Origin of the sequence: Ancylobacter terrae (assembly GCF_045108345.1) — a bacterium.
In the GTDB taxonomy this organism is placed as follows: domain Bacteria; phylum Pseudomonadota; class Alphaproteobacteria; order Rhizobiales; family Xanthobacteraceae; genus Ancylobacter.
The window spans coordinates 1,500,243-1,521,655 of sequence record NZ_JBJGXH010000001.1 but is presented as its reverse complement, the minus strand read 5'-3'; the positions used below and the strand labels follow the sequence as shown (position 1 = coordinate 1,521,655).

Annotated in this window: 21 protein-coding genes and 1 tRNA gene; 13 read left to right on the top strand and 9 right to left on the bottom strand. The window is 66.2% G+C overall.

All coding sequences use genetic code 11. From position 1 onward, the window contains the following. Window positions 1–13 precede the first annotated feature (13 nt). Complete coding sequence (tgt, locus tag ACEUEL_RS07275) at window positions 14–1,147, top strand: tRNA guanosine(34) transglycosylase Tgt (protein ID WP_405703608.1); 1,134 nt, start codon at window positions 14–16, stop codon at window positions 1,145–1,147. A 165-nt stretch (window positions 1,148–1,312) separates the two neighbouring features. Here the strand turns inward: tgt and wrbA are convergent, their stop codons facing one another. Then, window positions 1,313–1,912 (bottom strand): NAD(P)H:quinone oxidoreductase, encoded by a 600-nt coding sequence (gene wrbA, locus ACEUEL_RS07270; RefSeq protein ID WP_405703607.1) that lies wholly within the window; start codon window positions 1,910–1,912, stop codon window positions 1,313–1,315. 201 nt (window positions 1,913–2,113) lie between these two features. On the opposite strand from wrbA, the gene ACEUEL_RS07265 reads away from it, so the two are divergent. Together ACEUEL_RS07265 and ACEUEL_RS07260 are read left to right on the top strand one after the other, a co-directional pair. Continuing rightward, window positions 2,114–2,189 (top strand) — tRNA-Lys (locus tag ACEUEL_RS07265). A gap of 281 nt (window positions 2,190–2,470) precedes the next feature. Continuing rightward, the gene (locus ACEUEL_RS07260) at window positions 2,471–2,704 is read left to right on the top strand and encodes a hypothetical protein (protein ID WP_405703606.1); all 234 of its coding nucleotides are present in this window, start codon (window positions 2,471–2,473) and stop codon (window positions 2,702–2,704) included. 106 nt (window positions 2,705–2,810) lie between these two features. On the opposite strand, the gene ACEUEL_RS07255 is transcribed toward ACEUEL_RS07260, so the two are convergent. Then, the gene (locus tag ACEUEL_RS07255; RefSeq protein ID WP_405703605.1) at window positions 2,811–2,966 is read right to left on the bottom strand and encodes a hypothetical protein; all 156 of its coding nucleotides are present in this window, start codon (window positions 2,964–2,966) and stop codon (window positions 2,811–2,813) included. 395 nt (window positions 2,967–3,361) lie between these two features. On the opposite strand from ACEUEL_RS07255, the gene ACEUEL_RS07250 reads away from it, so the two are divergent. From ACEUEL_RS07250 to ACEUEL_RS07235, 4 genes are all read left to right on the top strand, one after another. Further along, window positions 3,362–5,185, top strand: a complete 1,824-nt coding sequence (locus ACEUEL_RS07250; RefSeq protein WP_405703603.1) for an amidohydrolase — start codon at window positions 3,362–3,364, stop codon at window positions 5,183–5,185. Between the two features lie 164 nt (window positions 5,186–5,349). Further along, window positions 5,350–5,673: a hypothetical protein gene (locus tag ACEUEL_RS07245; RefSeq protein ID WP_405703601.1), complete on the top strand. Its 324-nt coding sequence runs from the start codon at window positions 5,350–5,352 to the stop codon at window positions 5,671–5,673. Between the two features lie 92 nt (window positions 5,674–5,765). Then, window positions 5,766–7,565, top strand: coding sequence for a sulfatase-like hydrolase/transferase (locus ACEUEL_RS07240; protein WP_405703599.1), 1,800 nt, complete (start codon window positions 5,766–5,768; stop codon window positions 7,563–7,565). Window positions 7,566–7,627: 62 nt separating this feature from the next. After that, complete coding sequence (locus tag ACEUEL_RS07235; RefSeq protein ID WP_405703597.1) at window positions 7,628–8,545, top strand: hypothetical protein; 918 nt, start codon at window positions 7,628–7,630, stop codon at window positions 8,543–8,545. A gap of 18 nt (window positions 8,546–8,563) precedes the next feature. On the opposite strand, the gene ACEUEL_RS07230 is transcribed toward ACEUEL_RS07235, so the two are convergent. After that, window positions 8,564–8,938 (bottom strand): hypothetical protein, encoded by a 375-nt coding sequence (locus ACEUEL_RS07230; protein ID WP_405703595.1) that lies wholly within the window; start codon window positions 8,936–8,938, stop codon window positions 8,564–8,566. A 268-nt stretch (window positions 8,939–9,206) separates the two neighbouring features. Between ACEUEL_RS07230 and ACEUEL_RS07225 the strand changes: the two genes are divergently transcribed. After that, on the top strand, window positions 9,207–10,541 hold the full coding sequence (locus ACEUEL_RS07225; RefSeq protein WP_405703592.1) for an HdeD family acid-resistance protein: 1,335 nt from the start codon (window positions 9,207–9,209) through the stop codon (window positions 10,539–10,541). After that, the gene (locus ACEUEL_RS07220; RefSeq protein WP_405703591.1) at window positions 10,538–11,695 is read left to right on the top strand and encodes an MFS transporter; all 1,158 of its coding nucleotides are present in this window, start codon (window positions 10,538–10,540) and stop codon (window positions 11,693–11,695) included. Before ACEUEL_RS07225 ends, ACEUEL_RS07220 begins: the two co-directional genes overlap by 4 nt. A 312-nt stretch (window positions 11,696–12,007) precedes the next feature. Here ACEUEL_RS07220 and ACEUEL_RS07215 read toward each other — a convergent pair whose 3' ends face one another. From ACEUEL_RS07215 to ACEUEL_RS07190, 6 genes are all read right to left on the bottom strand, one after another. Further along, a complete protein-coding gene (locus tag ACEUEL_RS07215) occupies window positions 12,008–12,622 on the bottom strand; it encodes a hypothetical protein (RefSeq protein ID WP_405703589.1) in 615 nt (204 codons plus the stop codon). Window positions 12,623–12,654: 32 nt separating this feature from the next. Next, window positions 12,655–12,966 carry a PepSY domain-containing protein gene (locus ACEUEL_RS07210; RefSeq protein WP_405703586.1) on the bottom strand — a complete coding sequence of 104 codons (312 nt, stop codon included), beginning with the start codon at window positions 12,964–12,966 and terminating at the stop codon, window positions 12,655–12,657. 218 nt (window positions 12,967–13,184) lie between these two features. Then, on the bottom strand, window positions 13,185–14,300 hold the full coding sequence (locus ACEUEL_RS07205) for an acyltransferase family protein (RefSeq protein WP_405703583.1): 1,116 nt from the start codon (window positions 14,298–14,300) through the stop codon (window positions 13,185–13,187). Between the two features lie 335 nt (window positions 14,301–14,635). Then, on the bottom strand, window positions 14,636–15,877 hold the full coding sequence (locus ACEUEL_RS07200) for a hydantoinase/carbamoylase family amidase (RefSeq protein ID WP_405703581.1): 1,242 nt from the start codon (window positions 15,875–15,877) through the stop codon (window positions 14,636–14,638). Window positions 15,878–15,926: 49 nt separating this feature from the next. After that, window positions 15,927–17,111, bottom strand: a complete 1,185-nt coding sequence (locus tag ACEUEL_RS07195) for a mandelate racemase/muconate lactonizing enzyme family protein (RefSeq protein ID WP_405703578.1) — start codon at window positions 17,109–17,111, stop codon at window positions 15,927–15,929. Between the two features lie 11 nt (window positions 17,112–17,122). Further along, window positions 17,123–18,100, bottom strand: coding sequence for a D-2-hydroxyacid dehydrogenase (locus ACEUEL_RS07190; RefSeq protein WP_405703577.1), 978 nt, complete (start codon window positions 18,098–18,100; stop codon window positions 17,123–17,125). Between the two features lie 247 nt (window positions 18,101–18,347). On the opposite strand from ACEUEL_RS07190, the gene ACEUEL_RS07185 reads away from it, so the two are divergent. From ACEUEL_RS07185 to ACEUEL_RS07170, 4 genes are all read left to right on the top strand, one after another. Then, window positions 18,348–19,415 carry an ABC transporter substrate-binding protein gene (locus tag ACEUEL_RS07185; protein ID WP_405703575.1) on the top strand — a complete coding sequence of 356 codons (1,068 nt, stop codon included), beginning with the start codon at window positions 18,348–18,350 and terminating at the stop codon, window positions 19,413–19,415. A 120-nt stretch (window positions 19,416–19,535) separates the two neighbouring features. Then, complete coding sequence (locus tag ACEUEL_RS07180; RefSeq protein ID WP_405706619.1) at window positions 19,536–19,889, top strand: RidA family protein; 354 nt, start codon at window positions 19,536–19,538, stop codon at window positions 19,887–19,889. After that, the gene (locus ACEUEL_RS07175; protein WP_405703574.1) at window positions 19,886–20,704 is read left to right on the top strand and encodes an ABC transporter ATP-binding protein; all 819 of its coding nucleotides are present in this window, start codon (window positions 19,886–19,888) and stop codon (window positions 20,702–20,704) included. Before ACEUEL_RS07180 ends, ACEUEL_RS07175 begins: the two co-directional genes overlap by 4 nt. Beyond that, window positions 20,679–21,398, top strand: a complete 720-nt coding sequence (locus tag ACEUEL_RS07170) for an ABC transporter ATP-binding protein (RefSeq protein ID WP_454892294.1) — start codon at window positions 20,679–20,681, stop codon at window positions 21,396–21,398. The genes ACEUEL_RS07175 and ACEUEL_RS07170 overlap by 26 nt, the downstream gene beginning before the upstream one ends. Window positions 21,399–21,413: the final 15 nt, after the last annotated feature.

Genomic DNA, 21,413 nt, shown 5'->3' with positions numbered 1-21,413 from the left:
CTAAGTGCCTCCCATGACCGATGATTTCCGTTTCCAGCTTCTCGCCACCGATGGCGGTGCCCGCCTCGGCTCCATCTCGACCCCGCGTGGCGCCATCCGGACGCCGGCCTTCATGCCGGTCGGCACCGCTGCCACCGTCAAGGGCATGTATCCCGAGCAGGTGAGGGCGCTGGGCGCCGACATCATCCTCGGCAACACCTACCACCTGATGCTGCGCCCGGGCGCCGAGCGGGTCGCCGCGCTGGGCGGTCTGCACGAATTCGCGCGCTGGCCGTACCCGATCCTCACCGATTCCGGCGGATTCCAGGTGATGTCGCTGGCGGGGCTGCGCAAACTCACCGAAAAGGGCGTGACGTTCCGCTCGCACGTCGACGGCGCCTATCACGAGATGACGCCCGAACGCTCCATCGAGATCCAGGGGCTGCTCGGCGCCGACATCCAGATGCAGCTCGACGAATGCGTGCGCCTTCCCGCCGCGCCGGAGGAGATCGCCCGTGCCCTGCGGCTGTCGCTGCGCTGGGCGGAGCGCTCGAAGCGCGCCTTCGAGAGCCAGCCCAAGGGCCGGGCGCTGTTCGGCATCGTCCAAGGCGGCGATGTCGAGGAACTGCGCATCGAATCCGCGCGTGGGCTCGTCGATATCGGTTTTCCGGGCTATTCCATCGGCGGTCTCGCGGTCGGCGAGCCGCAGGAGGTGATGCTCCGCATGATCGCCACCGTGCGCCCCATCCTGCCCGCCGACCAGCCCTGCTACCTCATGGGCGTCGGCACGCCGGACGATATTCTCGAGGCCGTTCAACGCGGTATCGACATGTTCGACTGCGTCATGCCGACCCGTTCCGGCCGCCATGCGCTGGCCTTCACCCGGTTCGGGCGCATCAACCTGAAGAACGCCCGCCACGCCGACGATCCCCGCCCGCTCGACGAGACCAGCGACTGCCCGGCCGCGCGCGACTATTCCCGCGCCTATCTCCACCACCTCGTGCGCTGCGACGAGATGCTCGGCTCGATGCTGCTGACCTGGGTGAATCTCGCCTATTATCAAAGCCTTATGCAGGGCATCCGGCAGTCGGTGGCCGCCGGTCGCTTCGCCGATTTCAAGGCGGAGACGCAGGAAGGCTGGGCCCGCGGCGACATTCCCGCCCGCTGACGCCGCACGAAAACGGCCGGGGAAATGCCCCGGCCGTGCCGCTGGCCGCGTGTGACCAGTCAGTGCAGTGAGGTGGACAGTCCGTCCAGCGGGAGACCGATCAGACCGATCCGATCGATCGCACCGGCGACGCACTGATGCGCGCCGCCGATCTCCCCGCTCGGCTCAGCCGTGCAGCTTGGCGGCGATGGTCGCCACGTGCTTGCCCTGGTAGCGCGCGCCGTCCAGTTCGACCTCGGAAGGCTGGCGCGAGCCGTCGCCGTCGGTGATGGTCGAGGCGCCGTAGGGCGAGCCGCCCTTGATCGCGTCGACGCCCATCTGCCCCTGGAAGGCATAGGGCAGGCCCACCACCACCATGCCGTGGTGCAGCAGCGTGGGGATGAAGCCGAGAATGGTCGATTCCTGCCCGCCATGCTGCGTGGCGGAGGAGGTGAACACCGAGCCGACCTTGCCGACCAGCGCGCCGGTGAACCACAGGCCGCCGGTCTGGTCGATGAAGCTGCGCAGCTGCGAGGTCACCGTGCCGAAGCGGGTGCCCGAGCCGAAGATGATGGCGTCGTAATTCTTGAGGTCGTCGACGGTGGCGACCGGCGCCGCCTGGTCGAGCTTGAAATGGTTCGCCTTGGCGACCTCTTCCGGCACCGTCTCCGGCACGCGCTTGACGTCGACCTGCGCCCCCGCCTCGCGCGCGCCCTCGGCGACCGCGTGGGCGAGACGTTCGATGTGCCCGTAGGCGGAATAATAGAGGACGAGAACCTTGGCCATGGGGCCGCACTCCGCTTGATCTGCCGCCGCCGGCGTCATGCCGGTGCATCTTGTGGAGGGACTTTAGCCCTGGCCGGACCGCACAGGTAGCACGATGTCGGCAGATGGAGTTTGCATCGGCGCAAACACCGCGCCGGCCGACCGGCCCTCCGCCCGTGCCCTTGCCATCCGCCCCCGAAACCCTTAATCCCCCCGTTGTGGGAGCCCGTAGCTCAGCCGGTAGAGCACGTGACTTTTAATCATGGGGTCTCGGGTTCGAATCCCGACGGGCTCACCACGTAATATAATAATCAGACGGTCATCGGTCTCGCCGCGGGCGTGGGACAGCGTTGTTGCTGCCATTTCCGCCCCGTGCCTCGGCTCGCAGCATCGAGAATCAGGGCCGATCCGCTCCGGGTTACGCGGGGGACAGGGCCATCGGCGGGGATTGTTGCGGACCAAGCCATGTGAAGCTCGGGGTCGCGCAGGCGATCGTTCGCCCATGAAGGGCGCTCACGCCGGCAACCATGTCTTGGCATCCTCGTCTTTGCCCGAATATTCGGGAAGGAGAGGTGGTCTATGCCCAAGTACTATGTAGAGAGCTTATATCCGACTCGCCCACGTTTTGGCGGCGGCGTGATGTTGATCAATGCAGGCAGCGTTGATGCGGCGTTGGCTGAAATTATTGGCTGTTGCCCACTTGCGCATGGAGCTCTTTATGCGCGTGTTCGTGTGTCTGACGGTACAGTATACGAGTTTCAGAGCGGTTTTGGCGAGCCAATTGTCCGACGAATATTAGTGCGTTGGGGCTAGTGATGTCGTCGGGTGCACCATAAGTGCCGCCCCCGGCTCTGACCGGGGGCGGGCCTCGAGATACGGACAGGGTTGAGCAGCGGGCACAATATGACCCGTTGCGCTGTCAGAGATAACGTTGACGCTCGCGGGCGATCTCGTCGGCGGTGTAGGGAGGCGCGTCGGCATCGAAGCGGTTCCAGCCGGCGGCCCGATACGCGCTGCCGCGCGCCCGACAGTCCACCCGCCGGTTCTCATCAAGGATGGCATGCGCGGCGGCCATGTCCCCGCGCGGGAGGCGCGCCACGGCGGAGGAACGAACTCGCGGGCCGAGAGTACCGCAATGCCTTCCAGATCTGTGATGTTCCAACCGTAGGTTTCGTCATACCCATCGACGGTCATGCCAAAATGAAAGATGTTGACTCTTCATCGTAAGAATTTCTCAATTTCACAGATTGTAAAAATAAACGTTGATTCGGCGCCAAGGGGCCATTTGATCATGTGTCCATCATAAATGGAAACGGGGCTGGGAGATAACTCCGTTGAATCGACAGGCCGACTGACGGCATTCCGCTGCGGCGTTCGTTCTGGGGTCAAGTGAAAATCGCGCTTTGGTTGGTTGGCGGCACCCCGAGAAAGTGGCGGCAACCGGCGCGGATAAGTATGACGGGGGGATTTATGTGTATAGCGTGTGACTGGGCGCCGCATTTCGAGGCGTTTGGACGGGACCGCAAGATCAGCCGGCGGGCCATATTGCAGGGCAGCGCGGCGGTGACGGCGGCGACGGCCCTGGCCTCCACCTTCCTGGCGACCGAGGTCCTCGCCCAGGACAACACGCCGAAGCCGGCGACCGACGGGCCCGCCGATTTCGTGTTCCACAATGGCCCCGTCTATACGGTCGGCGGCCCCGCGCCCTGGGCGGAAGCGGTTGCGGTGCGCGGCAACACCATCATCCATGTGGGCGACGAGGCCGGTGCGAAAGGGCTCGCCGGCCCGAAGACACAGTATGTGGACCTGAAAGGCCGGCTGCTGATGCCGGGTTTCGTCGAGGGCCATACCCATCCCTTCCTCGGCGCCTTCATGACGTCGGGCCTCGATCTCCAGCTCAACAACCTCGCCGAGGTTCTGGCCGCGATCGAGAAATACGCGAAGGAAAACCCGACCGGCACGCTGCGCGGCTTCGGATGGCGGGTGGACATGTTTCCGCCCGAGGGTCCGAACCGGGCCGAACTCGATGCCATTCTGCCGGATCGCCCGGCCTTCTTCTTCGCCATTGACGGGCACAGCCTGTGGGCGAACTCCAAGGCGCTGGAGATGGCCGGCGTCAATCGCGACACACCCGATCCCATTCCGCGCTTCAGCTACTATGCGCGTGACCAGAAGGGCGACCCGACCGGCTACGTGCTCGAGACGAACGCCGTGCTCGGCATTGTCAACGCAGTGGAGCCGATCAACGCGCAGGCGATGGGTCGGCTGCTCGAGACCTGGCTTCCCAAGGCGGCCGCCGCCGGCATCACCACGGTCTTCGACGCGGGCGTTCCTCCCGTCGGCAGCGATCAGGGCGCGATCATCGACATGTATGTCGATGCGGAAAAACGCGGCACGCTGCCCTTCCGCGTCTCGGCCTCCTATTCCATCAAGTCGCTCCCGATCGACAACACCGTCGCGACGATGAGGGAGCTCAACAAGCGGTTTGCGACCGAACTCGTCCATGTCGATATCGTCAAGATCGTCGGCGACGGATCGCAGGGCGGATATACGGCCTGGCTACTCGAGCCCTATGCCGACATGCCGAATTCAACGGGTGGCTCGCCCTTCACCGAGGAACAGTGGCATCAGCTGATCGGCATGGTGGATGCCGCGGGCTTCGACGTGCATGTCCATGCCTGCGGCGAGCGCACGGCGCGGGTCGCGCTCGACGCGATCGAGAAGGCCATTGCGACCAATCCCCCGCGCGACCGGCGCAATGCCATCGCGCACCTCGTCTACGTGGAAGACAGCGACACCCCCCGCTTCGCCAAACTGAACGTGACCGGGCAATTCTCGGCCTACTGGTCGTCGGCGGATCCGGACTCCATGGAGAACATGGTCGCGCGCTATGGCGAGACGCGCGGCAACAAGCTCTACCGGACCAAGTCGATTCTGAACCAGGGTGGCCGGGTCTCCTTCGGCACGGACTGGCCGGCCGCGGGATACTACTCGACCTACGAGCCGCTGAAGTCGATCCAGGTCGGCGTCACCCGCCAGCTCATCGGCCTGAAGGATGCTCCGGTGCTCAATCCGCCCGACGAGCGCCTGACGGTCGAGGAGGCGATCCATGCCAACACGATGGGCGCCGCCTATCAGCTGCGGATGGAGGACAAGATCGGTTCGATCGAGGTCGGCAAGCGGGCGGACCTGATCGTGCTCGACCAGAACATCCTCGCCATCGATCCCCATGAAATCCACAAGACCAAGGTCGTGCTCGGCATGATGAACGGCACGATACGCCATCAGGCGTAGGGCCCCGACCGTCCCGCCTTCACGGAGGCGGGGCGCCTGGCGGACGGATCAACCGTTGGGCGGCGGTGCCAGGGCCTCTGAGCGACGAGGCCCGCCGCCGGGTCTGCCCGGGAGCGTCCCGCGCCTCTCATTCTCGAACCTTTTTCTCGACCAACGGCGTTCTGATGAAGACATTCGCAGCCTTTCTGACCCTCTTTGCCGCACTGGCGATCGTTCCCCTCCAGGCACAGTCGCTGCCCGAGATCTGTACGCGGAAGAACTGCTTCATGGCCTTCGATGGCAGCGACCGCGCGTTCTGCCAGGCCTATGTCGAGGGCAAATCCTGCTTCATGTCCTTTAACGACCTCGATGATCGCGGCTGGTGCCAGCATCTGCGCGAGGGCAAGTCCTGCATGATGGCACTGAACGGCCAGGCCCGTTCCGATTGCGAGGCGAACCGGGTGCCGCGCGAGCATCGCCGCTGGCAACGCCTCTGCAGCTATTGGTGAGGGCGGCGCCCTCATCGCGTTGACGGGGCCGGCTCCAGCGGTTCGGCCCCATCGATAGGTTCCTCCAGCCGTTCTCCTCGAGGCCGCTCTCCATGTCCCAAGACGATACGCCCGGCAGCCTTTCCCGACGCGACCTGCTGGGCAGGGGCACGGCGACGATCCTCGGCGCCAACCTGCTGCCCGGCATCCCGGCCGCCTCGGCCGATGCCATCACCGCCCCCGCACAGGCCTTGACGCCGCCCGTCTCGCCGCCGGGCGGCTACAATATTTTGTTCATTCTCGTGGATCAGGAACACTTCTTTCCGAAGTGGCCGTTCCCGGTGCCGGCGCGCGAGATGCTCAAGAGTAAGGGCATTACCTTCGCCAACCATCAGGCGGCGTCCTGCGTCTGCTCGCCGGCGCGCTCGGTCATCTACACCGGCCAGCACATTCAGCATTCCGGCGTCTTCGACAATCTGAACTACCTCTGGCAGCCCGACCTGTCGACGTCGATCAAGACGATCGGTCATCGCATGAGCGAGCTCGGCTATCACTCGACCTACCAGGGCAAGTGGCACATGAGTGCCAATCTCGACCAGACCAAGGTCGCGGTCGACGCGCCGATGGCCGATTACCGCGAGATAATCGAAAGCTACGGTTTCGACGGCTTCTTCGGCGTCGGCGACCTGATCGACAGCGGGCTGGGCGGCTATACGTTCGACGGCTTCACCGCCGACCGCGTGGCGAGCTGGATGCGGCGCGAAGGCCAGGAACTGCGGGAGAAGGGGCAGCCCTGGTTCCTCGCGGTGAACTTCGTCAACCCGCATGACGTGATGTACATCAACTCGGACCTGCCGGGCCATGTCGTGCAGGGCAAGAACGCCGCCATCGACATCTTCCCGACGCCGGAAGACCAGCTCTATCAGGAGCGCTGGGACGACCTGCCGCTGCCGTCCAGCCGCAGTCAGCCGCTGAACGCGCCGGGCCGACCGAAGGCGCATGCCATCTACCAGCAGATTCAGGACATGATGGTCGGCGCGTGGCCGGACGAGGATCGTCGCTGGCACGTGCTGCGCAACTACTACTACAATTGCATCCGCGATTGCGACCGGCAGATCGCACATGTCCTCAAGGCGCTCGAGGACAACAAGATGGACAAGAATACGATCGTCGTGTTCAACGCCGACCATGGCGAGCTGGCCGGCCATCACCAGATGCGCGGCAAGGGCAACTGCACCTACAAGGAGCAGAACCACGTTCCGCTCATCGTCTATCACCCGGCCTATCCCGGCGGCGTGACCTGCGAGGCGATCACCTCGCAGCTCGACCTCGCCCCGACGCTGATCGCGCTGACCGGCGCCGATCCGGCGGCGCAGGCCAAGGCCGTGGACGGGCTGAAGGGGCGCGACTTCTCGAGCCTGCTGAAGGCGCCGGCGGCGGCGAAGGTGGATGCGATACGGCCGGCGTCGTTGTTCAACTACAACATGCTGTCCTACCAGGACGTGACCTGGGCCGAGCACTTCGTGAAGATGACGTTCTCCGGCGACGTCACCAACAGCGAGAAGATCCAGACCTATCTGAAGAACGACCCGGACTTCGCCGAGCGTGTCGGCATCCGCAGCATCTTCGACGGGCGCTACCGTTTCTCGCGCTATTTCGGGCAGACCGACTTCAATACCCCGACCACGCTCGACGACCTCATCGCCAAGAACGATCTCGAACTCTACGATCTTCAGGCGGATCCCGGCGAGATGAACAACCTCGCCACGGATACCAAGACGAACGGCGACCTGCTGCTGGCGCTAAACAAGGTGATGAACGATCTGATCGCCGCCGAGGTCGGCGTCGACGATGGTTCCTTCCTGCCGATCAAGGACGGCAAATGGTATTTCCCGTCCAAGAGCCAGCGGTAGGCGTCGCGATGGCCGACGGCGGGGGCAGGGGACGCCCGGCGGGGCGGCGATGGCGTGCGGCGATGCTGGCCGCCGGCCTGTCGCTCGCCGCGGCGGGGCGGGCGCAGGCCCAGACTTGCGACGATTGCAGCGGTGAATTCGGCGGTGCTTCGTCCGATGCGTCGCAGCCGATGACGAACTTCTTCGGCAGTTCGCGCTTCCTTCAGGCGATGAGCGATCAGGTGAACCTGAGCCGGCAGGGCGGGCCGCTGCCGTTCACCCTGTCCGGAAACATACAGGCCTGGACCAGCGGACCGCCGCAGGAGGACCTCTACACCGAGATCGCCCAGCTCGCCTACAAGCTCAACGACGAGTGGACCGTGCTCGGCCAGCAGCTGTACCAACAACAGGCCTCGATCGAGCTGTGGAACTTCGTCGGCGGCTTCGGCTATCAGCCGACTGACGACTTCAGTGTGAACGTCATGGCCGGCTTCGGCGTTCACACGCTCTACACCTATGAATGGGCGACCTACATCTCCCCGCAATACACCCTGCCGCTGACCATCGCGGGGGAGAAGCGGATCGCGCTCGGCGCCAATTTCACGGTGGAGAAATACGCGCTCGGCACCTTCTACCAGGCGCAGCCCCGCGTCAGCCTCAAGATCGCGTCCTGGCTGCCGCAGCTCCAGATCGGCTACGCCTTCGGCGACTTCGACAATTCGACCGAGACCACGAAAACCCAGTACTATCAGCCGCAGCCGGTCAGCGGCTTCTCGCTGACCGCGGTGTTTCACCCGTTCGAACCGATCTACGCGGTGGTCACCTACCTGCCGGAAAACCGCAACTACATAGCCGGCAACTATTCGATCCAGAGCACGGTCAGCGGAACGCTCCACATGAACTGGACCACGGCGCTGCGCACGTCGCTGTTCTACCAGGACACCTGGTACCAGGGTGGAGGCGACCAGGCGTTCGGCGGCGGTCTCAGCCTTTCCTTTTGAACGGAGTCCGCCCGCCCATCACTTCAGGCCGGCCAAGGAACGAGCCTTTGCAACCGCTTTCATGCACCCTGCTTCATCGCCCGCTGCCTGCAGGTTCAGCGCCTCATTCAAGGCTCCGGCGGCTCCTGTGTCGGGCTGGTTCAGTCCGGCCGCTGCGAGCGATGAGGGGGTAGGCTGTTGCGAATCCTGAGCTTGGACGCTCTGTTGCTGGCTTTGCGGCTGGGTCGGCCCGGGGCCGAGCTGCTTCAGTTCGTGCTGCGTCTTCGCAATGGCTTCGACGCACTTTTCCCAGTTCTGGGCGTTGGCCGGCGACGCCAGCGCGACGATCGCGATCGACGCAAGGCCGGCGCCGAGAGGCGGAATACCCAGCCACCTTGTCCGAAAACCGTGCATAACCGCCCTTTCCGGTGCGTGACACCCGAGCCGAAGTTGCTTTGCTCCTCGACGATCCGCCGGTCGGCAGCGTCGAGTCGACCTCTGTCGTTCACGATACACGCGATCGATCACCTCGCGACATCTTTATCCCGCGGCGACCGACAGCGGTCCTCCGCATCGGATCCGGTCTCCTTTCCCGTCGGCGGCCTTCCCCCGGCCGTCAGCGCGCACAGCCATGCGGGAGAGTGCCGTCCGTCCCTCCAACACCGAGCGGTCCGGTGAGCCCATGCTGAAACTCTCCTTTCTGCTCATAGGCGCCCGGGCGTTCCGGACGAGATGGTATGTGCTCTGTGGCGCCGGCGCGGTCCTGATCGCCTTCGCCATCTTTCTCGCGTTCCATGCGCCATCGGACCTGGTCGTCCTGACGGGACGAGCGGTTGGCGTGGTTTTTCTTTTCATGGCCCTGGGCAATCTCTGGCTGTTCACCAGCAACAGGCGCAGCGTCCGTGGCCTCGTCGCGCTCGCTCAGGGCCTGTGCCTGCTGGCGGCCGGCCTTGTCGCCATACGCTGGCCCGGCGGCATGGAGCATCTTCTTGCAACGTTGTTCTGCGTCGTGTTCCTGGCCGACGGCCTCGGTCGCATTCTGGTCGGGCTGCTGCTCAGACTGCCGGACATGCGCTGGCGTATGGTCTATGGCGGCGTTCAGCTCGGCTTCGCGCTCATCTTCCTCAGTGGGTGGCCCGTTCCTCTCGAGCGGAGCATGGCTCTGTGCGTCGGCCTGATCTTTGGATTTCGCGGGTGGCTGCTGCTGCGGATCGGCCTTCTGCTCCGCCGGTTGCCCGATGAGGCGACCCTCCTGCATCTGCCGATGTTCGCCTCGCGCGGTTGGTATGACCGCTCTCCGGACCTTGCGCGGCAGGGCGGACCAGAGACGACGCCCTCTCCAATGATCGTCCATGTCTGGACGCCTGCCGGCTCTGCCGACGTGCCGCATCGGCGGCTTCTGATCGACCGCTACGTCGCCGCCATGACCGCCGACGGCGTCATATCGACCGGGCATGCGTCACTGGAAATGCCTCCGTCGCTTTACATCAGCCACTATCCCGCCGTGGAAATTGATCGTTCCGGCGCGGATTTCGTGGGTGCCCTCCGGAGCACGCCGGACAATGATGTCCGGGGCCATTTCCAGCCATCCTATGCGGAAGAGGTGGCGGGGTGGTGCGAGGCCGACGGGCGCGTGGAATTCCACAACTACAACCCCCGACAGCTGGAACTCTTCTGGGCATCCTACAGCCAGGACGACACCTATAACCTTACCAACCGCAACTGCTCGGTGGTGGTTGCGCAAGCTCTGGATTCGGCGCTGGAAGGCGTGCTTGCAACCCGCAATCCGTGGCCGCGACTGCTGATGCTTCTCGCAAATCCAGATGTATGGGTCGGCGCGCTGATCCGGGCACGGGCCAATGTCGGCACATGGACGCCCGGGCTTGTCCTTGACTACGCCCGCACGCTGGCGCGGCTGGCGGAGCATGGCGCGTTCGCGCGGGTGGGAAGCGGAGCGCCCGTCGCGGGCAGCCTCGGGGCGGCGGGCGACCCGAAGCGCGGGAGCCTGCCCCGGTGAAGCTCGTAACGTCGGGGCGTGCGCCCATCCTCGCGCAGGCGGCCGTGATCGCCGTAGCGGCCATGTTTGGGCTGACCTACAGCCTGAGCGCCGCCCTCATCGCCGTCAGCCTCTCGGAGCAGGGCTGGGGGGAGGCGGTCATCGGCGCCAACGCGGCCATGCACGCGGCAGGCGTGATCGTCGTCGCCCTGCTGCTTCCCCGCATCGTCTCCTTCTTCGGTATCCGCCGCCTCGTGCTGCTCGCGCTTGTCGTGGCGGGGGTGGTGCTCGCCAGCTTTCCGGCTCTGCCCTATATTGCCGCCTGGTTCCTGCTGCGGTTGCTGCTGGGGATGGCCTCGGAGATCCTGTTCGTCCTGTCGGAGACCTGGACCAACACCCTGAGCCGCGAGGAGACGCGGGCGCGCGTCATGGCCGCCTACACCTCGGCACTCTCCATCGGCTTCGCCGCCGGTCCCCTCACCCTGTCGTTTATCGGGAGCTCCGGCTACCTTCCCTATCTCACGGGCGCCGCCTTCGCGCTCGCCGCGGCCCTTCTGGTCGCCTCGCCGCGGCTGGAAGCGCCGGATTTCACCGAGACGCCGGTAGGAAGCCCGCTGCGCTACCTGCACCTCGCACCGGTAGCGATCGCCGCCACGATGCTCAATTCCGCACTGGAGACGTCGGGACTCTCCTTTCTCGCCATCTACGCCATGCAGCTGGGCTGGGCGGAAACGGAGGCGACCCGATTGATGATGGTCATGATGGTGGGCGCCATCGTATTGCAGCTTCCCATCGGCTGGCTGGGAGACAAGCTGGACAGGGTGAGCCTGGTCATCGGCCTGGCGGTGGCCGCCGCGCTTGGCGCCTTGGTCTGGCCGTCTGCCCTCAGCAGCCCGTGGCTCACCTACCTCCTCCTCTTTCTGTGGGGAGGCGCCTTTGTGGGCATCTACACGTTGATGCTCGCCGTTGTCGGGAGCCGTTTTCGGGGATCGGAATTGATCGGCATCTATGCGGCCATGGGGTTGATGTGGGGTCTCGGCGCTTTTCTCGGTCCTATTGCGGCCGGCCTCGCGATGGAACGTTGGGAGGACGGTCTTGCCTATTTTGCCGCCGCCGTTTGCGCGGCCTTCGCGGCATTCGTCGCGTTGAAGGGGCGCGGTTCCGCGGCGCGATAGGCTCGACCGATGTTCTGCAAGGTGAGCCTTGCGCGCCGTCCACGCCTGCGGGCGGTGCGCCACAGTGCTCGTCAGAAGCCGGTAGCGGCGTCCCAGCGCGGCGGCGATCCGCTGGTTCGCCGCCTGCACTTGCCCCTCGCGCTCGTGCGGATCATCGAGCGGGGCGAGGTCATCGCCGGTGTGGAACCGATGATCCGCCGAACAGCAGTGCGCGGGGGTGGATAATGCCGTTCGCCCCCGGCTTGAACCGGGGGCGGGTCGCAGTGAATGCGGACAGGGCGGGGCGCGGCAACGCCCCGGCCCGTTGCGGCGTCAGAGGTAGCGTTGACGCTCGCGGGCGATCTCGTCGGCGGTGTAGGGAGGCGCGTCGGCATCGAAGCGGTTCCAGCCGGCGGCGCGATACGCGCTGCCGCGCGCCTGATAGTCCACCCGTCGGTTCTCATCGAGGATGGCCTGCGCGGCGGCCACGTCGCCCTCGGGAACATGGGCGGTGACCAGCGTGCCGCCACGTCGTACGCCTTCCGCGTAGACGTTGGCTTCCTCCTCGGGGACGCCGTTTTCCGTCATGGCGCCGATGATCCCACCCGTCGCGCTGCCAGCCACGGCGCCCGCCGCCGCGCCGGCCGCCGTCGAGGCGAGCCATCCGGCGGCGACCACCGGCCCGAGACCGGGGATGGCGATGAGGCCGAGGCCGGTGAGAGCGCCCGCGGCACCGCCGAGCATGGCGCCGATCCCCGCGCCGCCGGCGGCATCCCCGCCGACCTCGCCGGCATCCGTGGAGCGGGTGCGGTGGCCTTCGTACCAATTGTCGGAATTGTTCGAGACGAGGCTGATCTGCGCGCGATCGATGCCCAGACTCTGGAGCTTGTTCACCGCGGTCTGCGCGTCCTCGTAGCGGTCGAAAAGAGCGGAAACGGTTTCGGTCATGGAATGTCCTCCCGGAACAATGTCGTTATGCGTCAGTGCGGAAAGACGTGGCCCTGATAGTCCAGCGCAACGTCGTGCGACGCGCCGCCCTTCATGCCCTTGCCGCGCCAGACGCCATCCTTGTCCTTGGCGAGCCCGGTCACGTTGGAGAAGCCGGCGGCCTCGATGCGCGACTTGGCCTGATCTTCCGTGAAGCTGTTGGCGCCCGCCGCCGGCGCCGCCGGTCGGGCGGTATCGGCGTTGGTCGTCGCCGGTGTCGCGGGATCCGGGTTTGCGGGAGGTACCTGAGCATAGGCCGCGCCGGAGAGGGCGAGCGTGGCCGCGACAAGAAGAACTGTTTTCATCCTGCACCTATAAGCACGTGTAATATCGTGAATAACGGTGACGGAGCCAAGATGTTCCACGGCGACGGATGTCAGATCTCTGGAGGCGAAAATCTGAATCCGGCGATGGTAATTCGAGGAAAATACTATCCGGATACCCAAAGCTAAGGTGCATCGGGCCCGCCCTGCGCGGGGGTCCCGCAGAGGTCGGCGGAGCGCAGGCCGGGCGACGCCCTCCGTCAGCGGGTTCCTTGCCGGGGCTCCAGGGCGGGCGTGGCGGGGGTGGGGGCCGACAGCGCGCCGATGCCGAACACGCGACGGCAGAGCCGCGCCGGAACGAGCCGGTTGGCCAGGTAGATCACCACGAGAAAGACCGACAGGGTTATCGCCGTGGATATCAGCGCGGCCAGGGTCGGCTCGCCCACCACGGCCGCAACGTGACGTCCGATCCGTGGCAGCAGCAGCAGATGATAGAGGTAGATGAAATAGGATGAGGCCCCGAGCGTCTCGAGCAGCGCGGCCGCAAGCCCGCTTATGACGAACTCGCCCGAGATGACGATCAGCAGCAGGGCGATCGTGTACGCGATCGATGTCGCCTTGATCTGGCTGGCGAAGAGCTGCAGTCCGAAGCCATAGCGCAGCACGAAGGCTTCGGCGATCGACGCGGCGAGGGCCAGGCCGGCCACGACGAACAGGCGCGGGGACGCCAGCGAGGCGACGACCTGCGGCCTCATCCCGAGGAACAGGCCGAGGTGATAGAACGGGTACCAGACGAAGAAGGGGAGGGCGGACCACGGAAACTGGTCCAGCGGCGCAACCCCGAGGAACTTCATCGAATAGCTGTACGCAATGCCGGCGATCGACAGCGACGCCATGATCGCGATGTGCGCGCGGGTGCTGCCGATGCCGAGGATGACCGGGGTGAGAAGGGTCATCTGCAGCATGACGATGACGAAATAGCCGATGTCGATGCCCCGCCCGGTCGCCAATTGCCCCAACACGAACGGAACGTTCAAGACCATGGCGTGATGGCGGATCGTAATGAAAACGACGGTCGCGATGACGTAGGGTAACAATAGATCGCCAATTCGCCGCAGCACCGGAAATGGCTTGCCGCCGAGGGCCGCTTTTCCGACCAGAAATCCCGCGATACCGAAAAAGACGCCCACCGGAAAATCGATGATCTGGCGGAATATCGTTGCGATAATCTGTTCAAAATCAAATTTGTTCAAGGTGGTGAACGTAACGGAATGTATGAGGAGAACACAGATGATGGCGACGCCCTTCGCGGAGTCGATATAACCGATCCGGTTACCATTATTGGTATTTAAATACGTAGAATATTGAACGTTCATTTGACAGCCCCGCCGATTTTATTGTCCGACTAGCTATCAATTCAGGCAAAATGGATGCCGCCCGCGGCTTTTCATTCGCTTTCTTGCGCGGCGGCTCGGGCAGAAGGCCGGATGGGTCGTGAGCGCGCCTCAGGCGGGGCGGCTCTCAAGCGGCGGCTGGCGATGACGGAGACGTTCATCCGGGCGCGACGGGCGCGCCGCGGCGTGCGGGTCCGATGCCGGTTCCGACAGGCGGACCGGACGCAACCGGGCGCGCATCGCCGGGCGGCGCCGCAGGGGCGGCGTCGCGTCAGGCGGCCCGGCGATGGCGGGTGAGCAGGGTGCGGAGGCTGGCGTCAGTAGGCGAGGGCGTGCAGGCCGCCGGCGAGCACGCGGATGCCGGCGACGATGTCCTCCAGCGAGGAGAACTCGTCCGGCGTATGGCTGCGCCCGTCCTTCGAGCGCACGAACACCATCGCGACGCGCGCGACCGCCGCCATCTGCTGGCTGTCATGGCCGGCGCCGCTCGCCATCTTCATGAACGGCACGCCGTTCGCCTCCGCCGCGCGGGCGAGCATGGCGACGATGCCGGGATCGCTCGGCACGGCGGGATGGTCGAGCACCACGTTCCAGTCGAGGCCGAGGTCGCGGCGTGCGGCGACCTCGCGCATCATCGCCTCGTGCGTCGCCCACAGCGCGACGCACCGCTCCGGATCGGGATGGCGGGTGTCGAGCGAGAAGGTGACGCGCGAGGGGATCGCGGCGGTGAGGTTCGGCTGCACCGAGACGCGCCCGACCGTGGTGACGGCCGGCCGGCCCCAGCGATGGGCGGTGTCGATGGCGGTCGAGGCGATCTCGCAGAAGCCGGCCATGGCGTCGCGCCTTATGTCCATCGGAAAAGCGCCGGCGTGGTTCTCGGTGCCGTGGAGGTTCACCATGTAGTGGCGGATGCCGGTGATGCCGGTCACCACCGCGACCGGTAGCCCGGCCTGTTCGAGGATCGGGCCCTGCTCGATGTGCAGCTCGACAAAGGCCTCGATATCCTCGCGCCGCGCCTCGGGAATGCGGGCGGGGTCGAGCCCCGCCTCGCGCATCGCCGTGGCGATGCTTTCGCCGGAATAGGCGATCACGCGATCGGGCACGTCCGGCCCGATCCGCCCGGTGATCGCCCGCGAGCCCCAGAAATTGGCGGAGGGGAAGCGGCTCGCCTCCTCCTCGCACAGCGCGACCGCCTCGAGCGGAAGGCGCGGGGTGCCGAACTGCTCCTTCAGCGCGCGCACCGCGATGAGGCCGGCGATGGCGCCGAGCGCGCCGTCATAGCGCCCGCCCGGGGTCTGGCTGTCGATATGCGAACCGGACACCACCGCCTTGCCGCCAGCCGCCGTGCCCGGCAGCCGCCCCCACACCGAGCCGACCGCATCCATGCGCGCTTCAAGTCCCGCCTCGCGGCACCAGCGCGCATAGCAGGCGGTGGCCTCAACCCATTCGGGCGAGTAGACGGTGCGCGAGACGCCGGTCGCGCCGACGGCGCCGAACTGCGCCAGTTCCAGGATGCAGCGCTCGACCAGCGCCGGATCGATCTCGACCTCTACGGCCACGGCAAATCCCCTTGATCGGGCGCCCCGCCGGTCCGGCGGGGCACGGATGTCACGCGGTGAGCGCGGCGGCGTGCGGCGAATAGGCGGCGATCCGCTCGATATCGAGCTCCACGCCGAGGCCGGGACGGTTCGGGATCTCGAGATACCCCTCGCCGTCGAGGCGGAAGGGCTCGGTCAGGATGCCGTCGACATAGGCGCTGCCGCCGATGAACTCGACATAGCGCACATCGGGGAAGGCGGCGGCCATCTGCAGGTCGGCGGCGACGCCGAGCGCGGTGTTCCAGCCATGGCCGACATAGGTGACGCCGAAATCATCAGCCATCCAGGCGATGCGACGCTGCTCCGAGATGCCGCCGACCTTGGTCACGTCCGGCTGCACGATGTCGAACGCGCCGCGCGAGAGCCAGGGCAGGAAGGCCTGCCGGCGGGTGAGCACCTCGCCGCCGGCGATGGGCACCGGGCTGGCGCCACGCAGGGTGATGAAATCCTCGATCGCGTCGGGGCGCAGCGCCTCCTCGAACCAGGCGACATCGTAGTCCGCCAGCATGTGCGCCGTGCGGATCGCCCATTTCAGATTGGCGTTCCAGTGCGCGTCCGAGCCGCCGGCATCGACGAAGAGCTTCGCATCGGGGCCGATCGCCTCGCGGGCGGCGCGCACGATCGCCTCGTCCAGCGCGAAGCTGTCGCGCCGGCCGAACGGGCCCCAGCCGATCTTGTAGGCGCGGAAGCCGTCGCGCTCGCGGAACAGGGTGAGCTCGTCGGCCATGATCGCCGGCTCGTCCATCAGCAGCGAGCAATAGGGCTGCACCCGCTCGCGGTAGCGCCCGCCGAGCAGCTGGCCGACCGACAGGCCGGTCACCTTGCCGAGAATGTCCCACAGCGCGATGTCGATGCCGCTGATGACATGGGTGAGGGTGCCGCCCCGGCCCATCCAGAACGTGTTCTGGTGCAGCTTCTCCGACACCCGCTCCGGCTCCAGCGCGTTCTCGCCGAGGAAGAGCGGCTCCAGCACCTTCAGCCCGGCCTCGACCAGACGGCCATTGGTGAAGACGCTGCCATGCCCGACCACGCCGTCCTCGGTATGGACCGCGATCAGCGTGTGGACGGAATCGTCGGGACGGATCTCGGCCGACCAGCCGCCCTTGGGGCTGGCACCGGCCAGCGGGGCGGCGACGATCTTGCGGATGCGCAGGGGGGCGAGCGCGCCGGAAGCGGCGGTGTGCGGGGTCGACATCGGGAATTCCTTCAATAGCCGAGCGCGGGATCGACGAGGTTCTCGAGCGGCCGGCCATCGACGTAGCGCGCGAGGTTGCGGGCGAAGATGGCGATGCATTGCTCGATATAGGTGCTGTGGTCGTCGACATTGCAGTGCGGCGACAGCACGAGGCGCGGCACCTTCCACACCCGGTCGTCGGGCGGCGGCGGCTCCTGCGGGAAGACCTCCAGCACCGCGCCGGCGAGGGTGCCCGCCTCCAGCCGGTCGTAGATCGCCTCGTAGTCGAGCACCTTCGCCCGCCCCAGCACGACGACTCCGGCCTGCTCGGGCAGCAGGTCGATGCGCCGGCGGTCGATCAGGCCGCGCGTGTGGGTCGTGAGGGGGAGGGTGGAGATCAGGATGTCGGTGAGGGGGAGGATCTCGTCGAGCGCATCGGAGGTGGCAACGCGGTCGAGCGGCGCGGCGCTGGAGCCGGCGCGGTTGATGCCGATCAGCGTGCAGCCGGTCGGGCGCAGCGCGCGAGCGGCGGCGGTGCCGATGGCGCCGGTGCCGAGCAGTGTCACCGTTCGCGCCGACAGCGTCGGGCCGAATACCGGCTCCCACCGTCCCGCGGCGCGATCGTCGACGAAGCGGGGAATGTGGTAGGCGATCATCAGCGCGCCGGCGAGGGCATATTCGCCGCCCTTCGCCGCATGCACGCCGGAGGCGTTGGTGAGCAGCAGCCCGGCGGGGTAGTCCGCCATGTGCTTTTCCGCCCCCGCCGCGATGAGCTGCATCCAGCGCAGCCCCGGCGCCGCGGCGCGGGCGGCGGACGCGGTCACCGAGCCGGCCGAGAACAGCACCTCGCAATCGGGTGGAATATCGTTCCCCTCCGTGCCCTCGGACACCACGAGCCGCGCCGGATCGAGCCCGTGCTCGGCGCACTTTCGGAGAATTTCGGAAATGTGAGGCCGCAGCTGCGGCGCGCCGCCATCCTCGAGCGAGACATGAATCCGTATGTTTTTCATCGACTTGATCTCACGATTCCGGCGCTTCCGCATACCCATATACGCAATTGACTTGGGTATCAAAGTATACATTATGTCCACATTCAAGGTGCCGCCGGCAAATGGTGCCATCGCAAAAAAGCATCCCGGCTCCAATCCAGAGGGGCCAACCGAGCCAGAGGTTGAAACGATGATAAACGCGTTCCGACGCAGGTTCCTTGCGGGCGCCGCCGTCGCGGCGGCCATCTCCCTGCTTCCGGCGGCCGGCATGGCCGACGGCACCGTGAAGCTCGCCGCCGCCGGGCCGATGACCGGCCCCTCGGCCGAGACCGGCCAGCGGATGAAGGCGGGCATCGAGCTCGCCGTGAAGGAGATCAACGCCGCGGGCGGCATCAAGGGCAAGACGCTGGTCGTCGACTTCTACGACGACGAGGGCAAGCCCGAGAGCGCCGCCGCCGTCGCCCAGAAGATCGCCTCCGATTCGGCGGTGGTCGGCGTGATCGGCCACATCAACTCGTCCGCCACCATGGCGGCCATGCCGATCTACAAGCGCGCGGGACTGACCGAGATTTCCGGCAACTCGTCGGCCTTCAAGGTCACCCATATGGGCTATGACAACATCTTCCGGGTGATCATCAACGATCAGGGCCAGGCGCCCGTGGCGATGAAGCACATCGTCGAGAAGGAAGGCCGCAAGAAGATCGCGATCATCTACGAAAACAGCGACTACGGCAAAGGCGCGATGGAATCGGCCAAGAAGACCGCCGAGTCGCTGGGCGCCAAGGTGGTCGCGGCCGAGACCTACCAGCCCGGCGTCGACCGCGACTTCGCGGCCCAGCTCACCAAGATCATGGCGGCCTCGCCCGACGCCCTCTTCCTCGCCGGCCAGTACGGCGAGGGCGGCGCCATCTTCAACCAGGCCTACCGCCTCGGGCTGACCACCGACGGCAAGGTGCTGAAGGCCGGCTTCGACGGCCTGCGCCAGGGCCCCTTCATCGACCTCGCCGGCAAGGACGCGGTCGAGGGGCTACTGATCTTCGCCAGCTTCAATTCGCTGTCGGACGCGCCGAAGACCGCCGAGTTCCGCGAGAAGACGCAGCGCCTGTTCGGCCATCCCCCGACCGAGCAGGAAGCGCACAACTACGACGTGACCTTCATCTACAAGGCCGCGCTCGAGGCGGGTGCGACCAAGGAGACGATGACCGAGTTCGTGCGCAAGACGAACATGGAAGGCGTCTCCGGCCATCTCCAGTTCGACGAGAACGGTGACGTGAAAGGCAAGGAAATGGTGATCTTCACGGTCAAGGACGGCAAGTTCGCGCCTTACACCAAGTGAGGATCATCCGGCGCGCGGAGAGACTCCCGCTCCGCGCGCCGCTTTTGTCGCCTGCCGCATGAGGACATTATGCCGAAGAAGCCGCTGAACTATCCGGGCGTCGCCCAGGGCGAGAAGCCCATGGGCCCGGCCCCGCTCTCGCCCGCCATCGCGATCGAGGATTTCGTCTATGTCTCGGGTCAGGTCGGCATCGACCCCGCCACCGGCAAGATCGTGGAGGGCGGCGTGGTCGAGCAGACCCGCCAGACCTGCGAGAACATCAAGGCGCTGCTCGCCAGCGAGGGGCTGACCATGGCCCATGTGGTCAAGAGCCTGTGCTTCATGACCGATGCCGGCGACTTCGCCGCGATGAACGGCGTCTACGCCGCCTATTTCCCCGATCCCAAGCCCGCGCGCTCGACGGTCGGCATCGTGCTCGCCGATCCGCGGCTGCTCGTCGAGATCGAGGTCGTGGCGCACCGGAAGGCCGCATGAGCGCGCCGGCGATCGATAGCTCCGCCCCTGCCGGGGCGTCGGCGCTGCTGCAGGTCGAGGGCCTGAAGAAGGCCTTCGGCGGCGTGCAGGCCGTGGGCGGCGTCGATCTCACCATCGGGCGCGGCGAGGTCATCACCATCATCGGGCCGAACGGCTCGGGCAAGTCGACCTTCTTCAACCTGCTGACCGGGATCTACGCGCCGGATGCCGGCTCGGTGCGGCTGGAGGGCGTCGACCTCGCCGGCTTCCCCTCGCACCGCATCGCCGAGGCGGGCATCGCCCGCACCTTCCAGAACATCCGCCTGTTCAACAGCCTCACCGTGCTGGAGAACGTGATGATCGGCATGCACGGCTCGATCCGTGCCGGTATCATCGAGACCATCTTCGGCGGCAAGGCGCTGCGCGCGCGAGAGGCGGCGGCGCGGGAGGCGGCGATGGAGCATCTCGCCTTGTTCCGCAAGCGCCTCTATCCCCGGCTCGATCATCCGGTCTTCACCCTGTCCTACGCCAACCGGCGGCGGGTGGAGATCGCGCGGGCGCTGGCGGTGAACCCCAAGCTCCTGCTGCTCGACGAGCCCACGGCCGGCATGAACCCATATGAGACGGCCGAACTCGTTGACAACATCCAGGAAATCCGCGCCTCCGGCCTGACCATGGCGATCATCGAGCACAAGCTCGACGTGGTGAACCGCGTCTCCGACAGGGTCATCGTGCTCGATCAGGGCCGCAAGATCGCCGAAGGCAGTGCCGAAGACGTGCAGAACGATCCTCGCGTGATAGAGGCCTATCTTGGAAGCCCGACAGCCGCTGCTTAAGTTCGACAAGGTCGATGTCTGGTACGGGCCGCATCATGTGCTGCAGTCCGTCGACTATGAACTGTACGAAGGCGAGATCGTCTGCCTGCTCGGCGGCAACGCCTCGGGCAAGTCGACCACCATGAAGTCGATCCTCGGCGTGACGCGCCCGCGCAAGGGCACCATCACCTTCCGTGGCGAGCGGATCGACCGCTGGGAAACCGGCGACCGCGTGCGCGCCGGCATCGCCCCGGTGCCGGAGGCGCGCCGCGTCTTCCCCGAGATGACGGTGATGGAGAACCTCGAGCTCGGCGCCTACACCCGCAAGGGCGACCTTTCCGCCACCTACGACAAGGTGTTCACGCTGTTCCCGCGCCTGAAGGAGCGCAGCCGGCAGGCGGCGGGCACCATGTCCGGCGGCGAGCAGCAGATGCTCGCCATCGGCCGCGCGCTGATGTCCGATCCCAAGCTCATCTGCATGGACGAGCCCTCGATGGGCCTGTCGCCGCTGCTGGTGCAGCGGGTGTTCGAGATCATCAAGCAGCTCAACGCCATGGGCGTGACGATCTTCGTCGTCGAGCAGAACGCCCGCGCCGCGCTGGCCATCGCCGACCGCGGCTACGTCATCCAGACCGGCCGCATCGTGATGGCCGACACCGCCGCGAACCTGCTGAACGATCCCGGCATGAAGAGCGCCTATCTGGGGAAGATCTGACATGCGTGCTTTCGC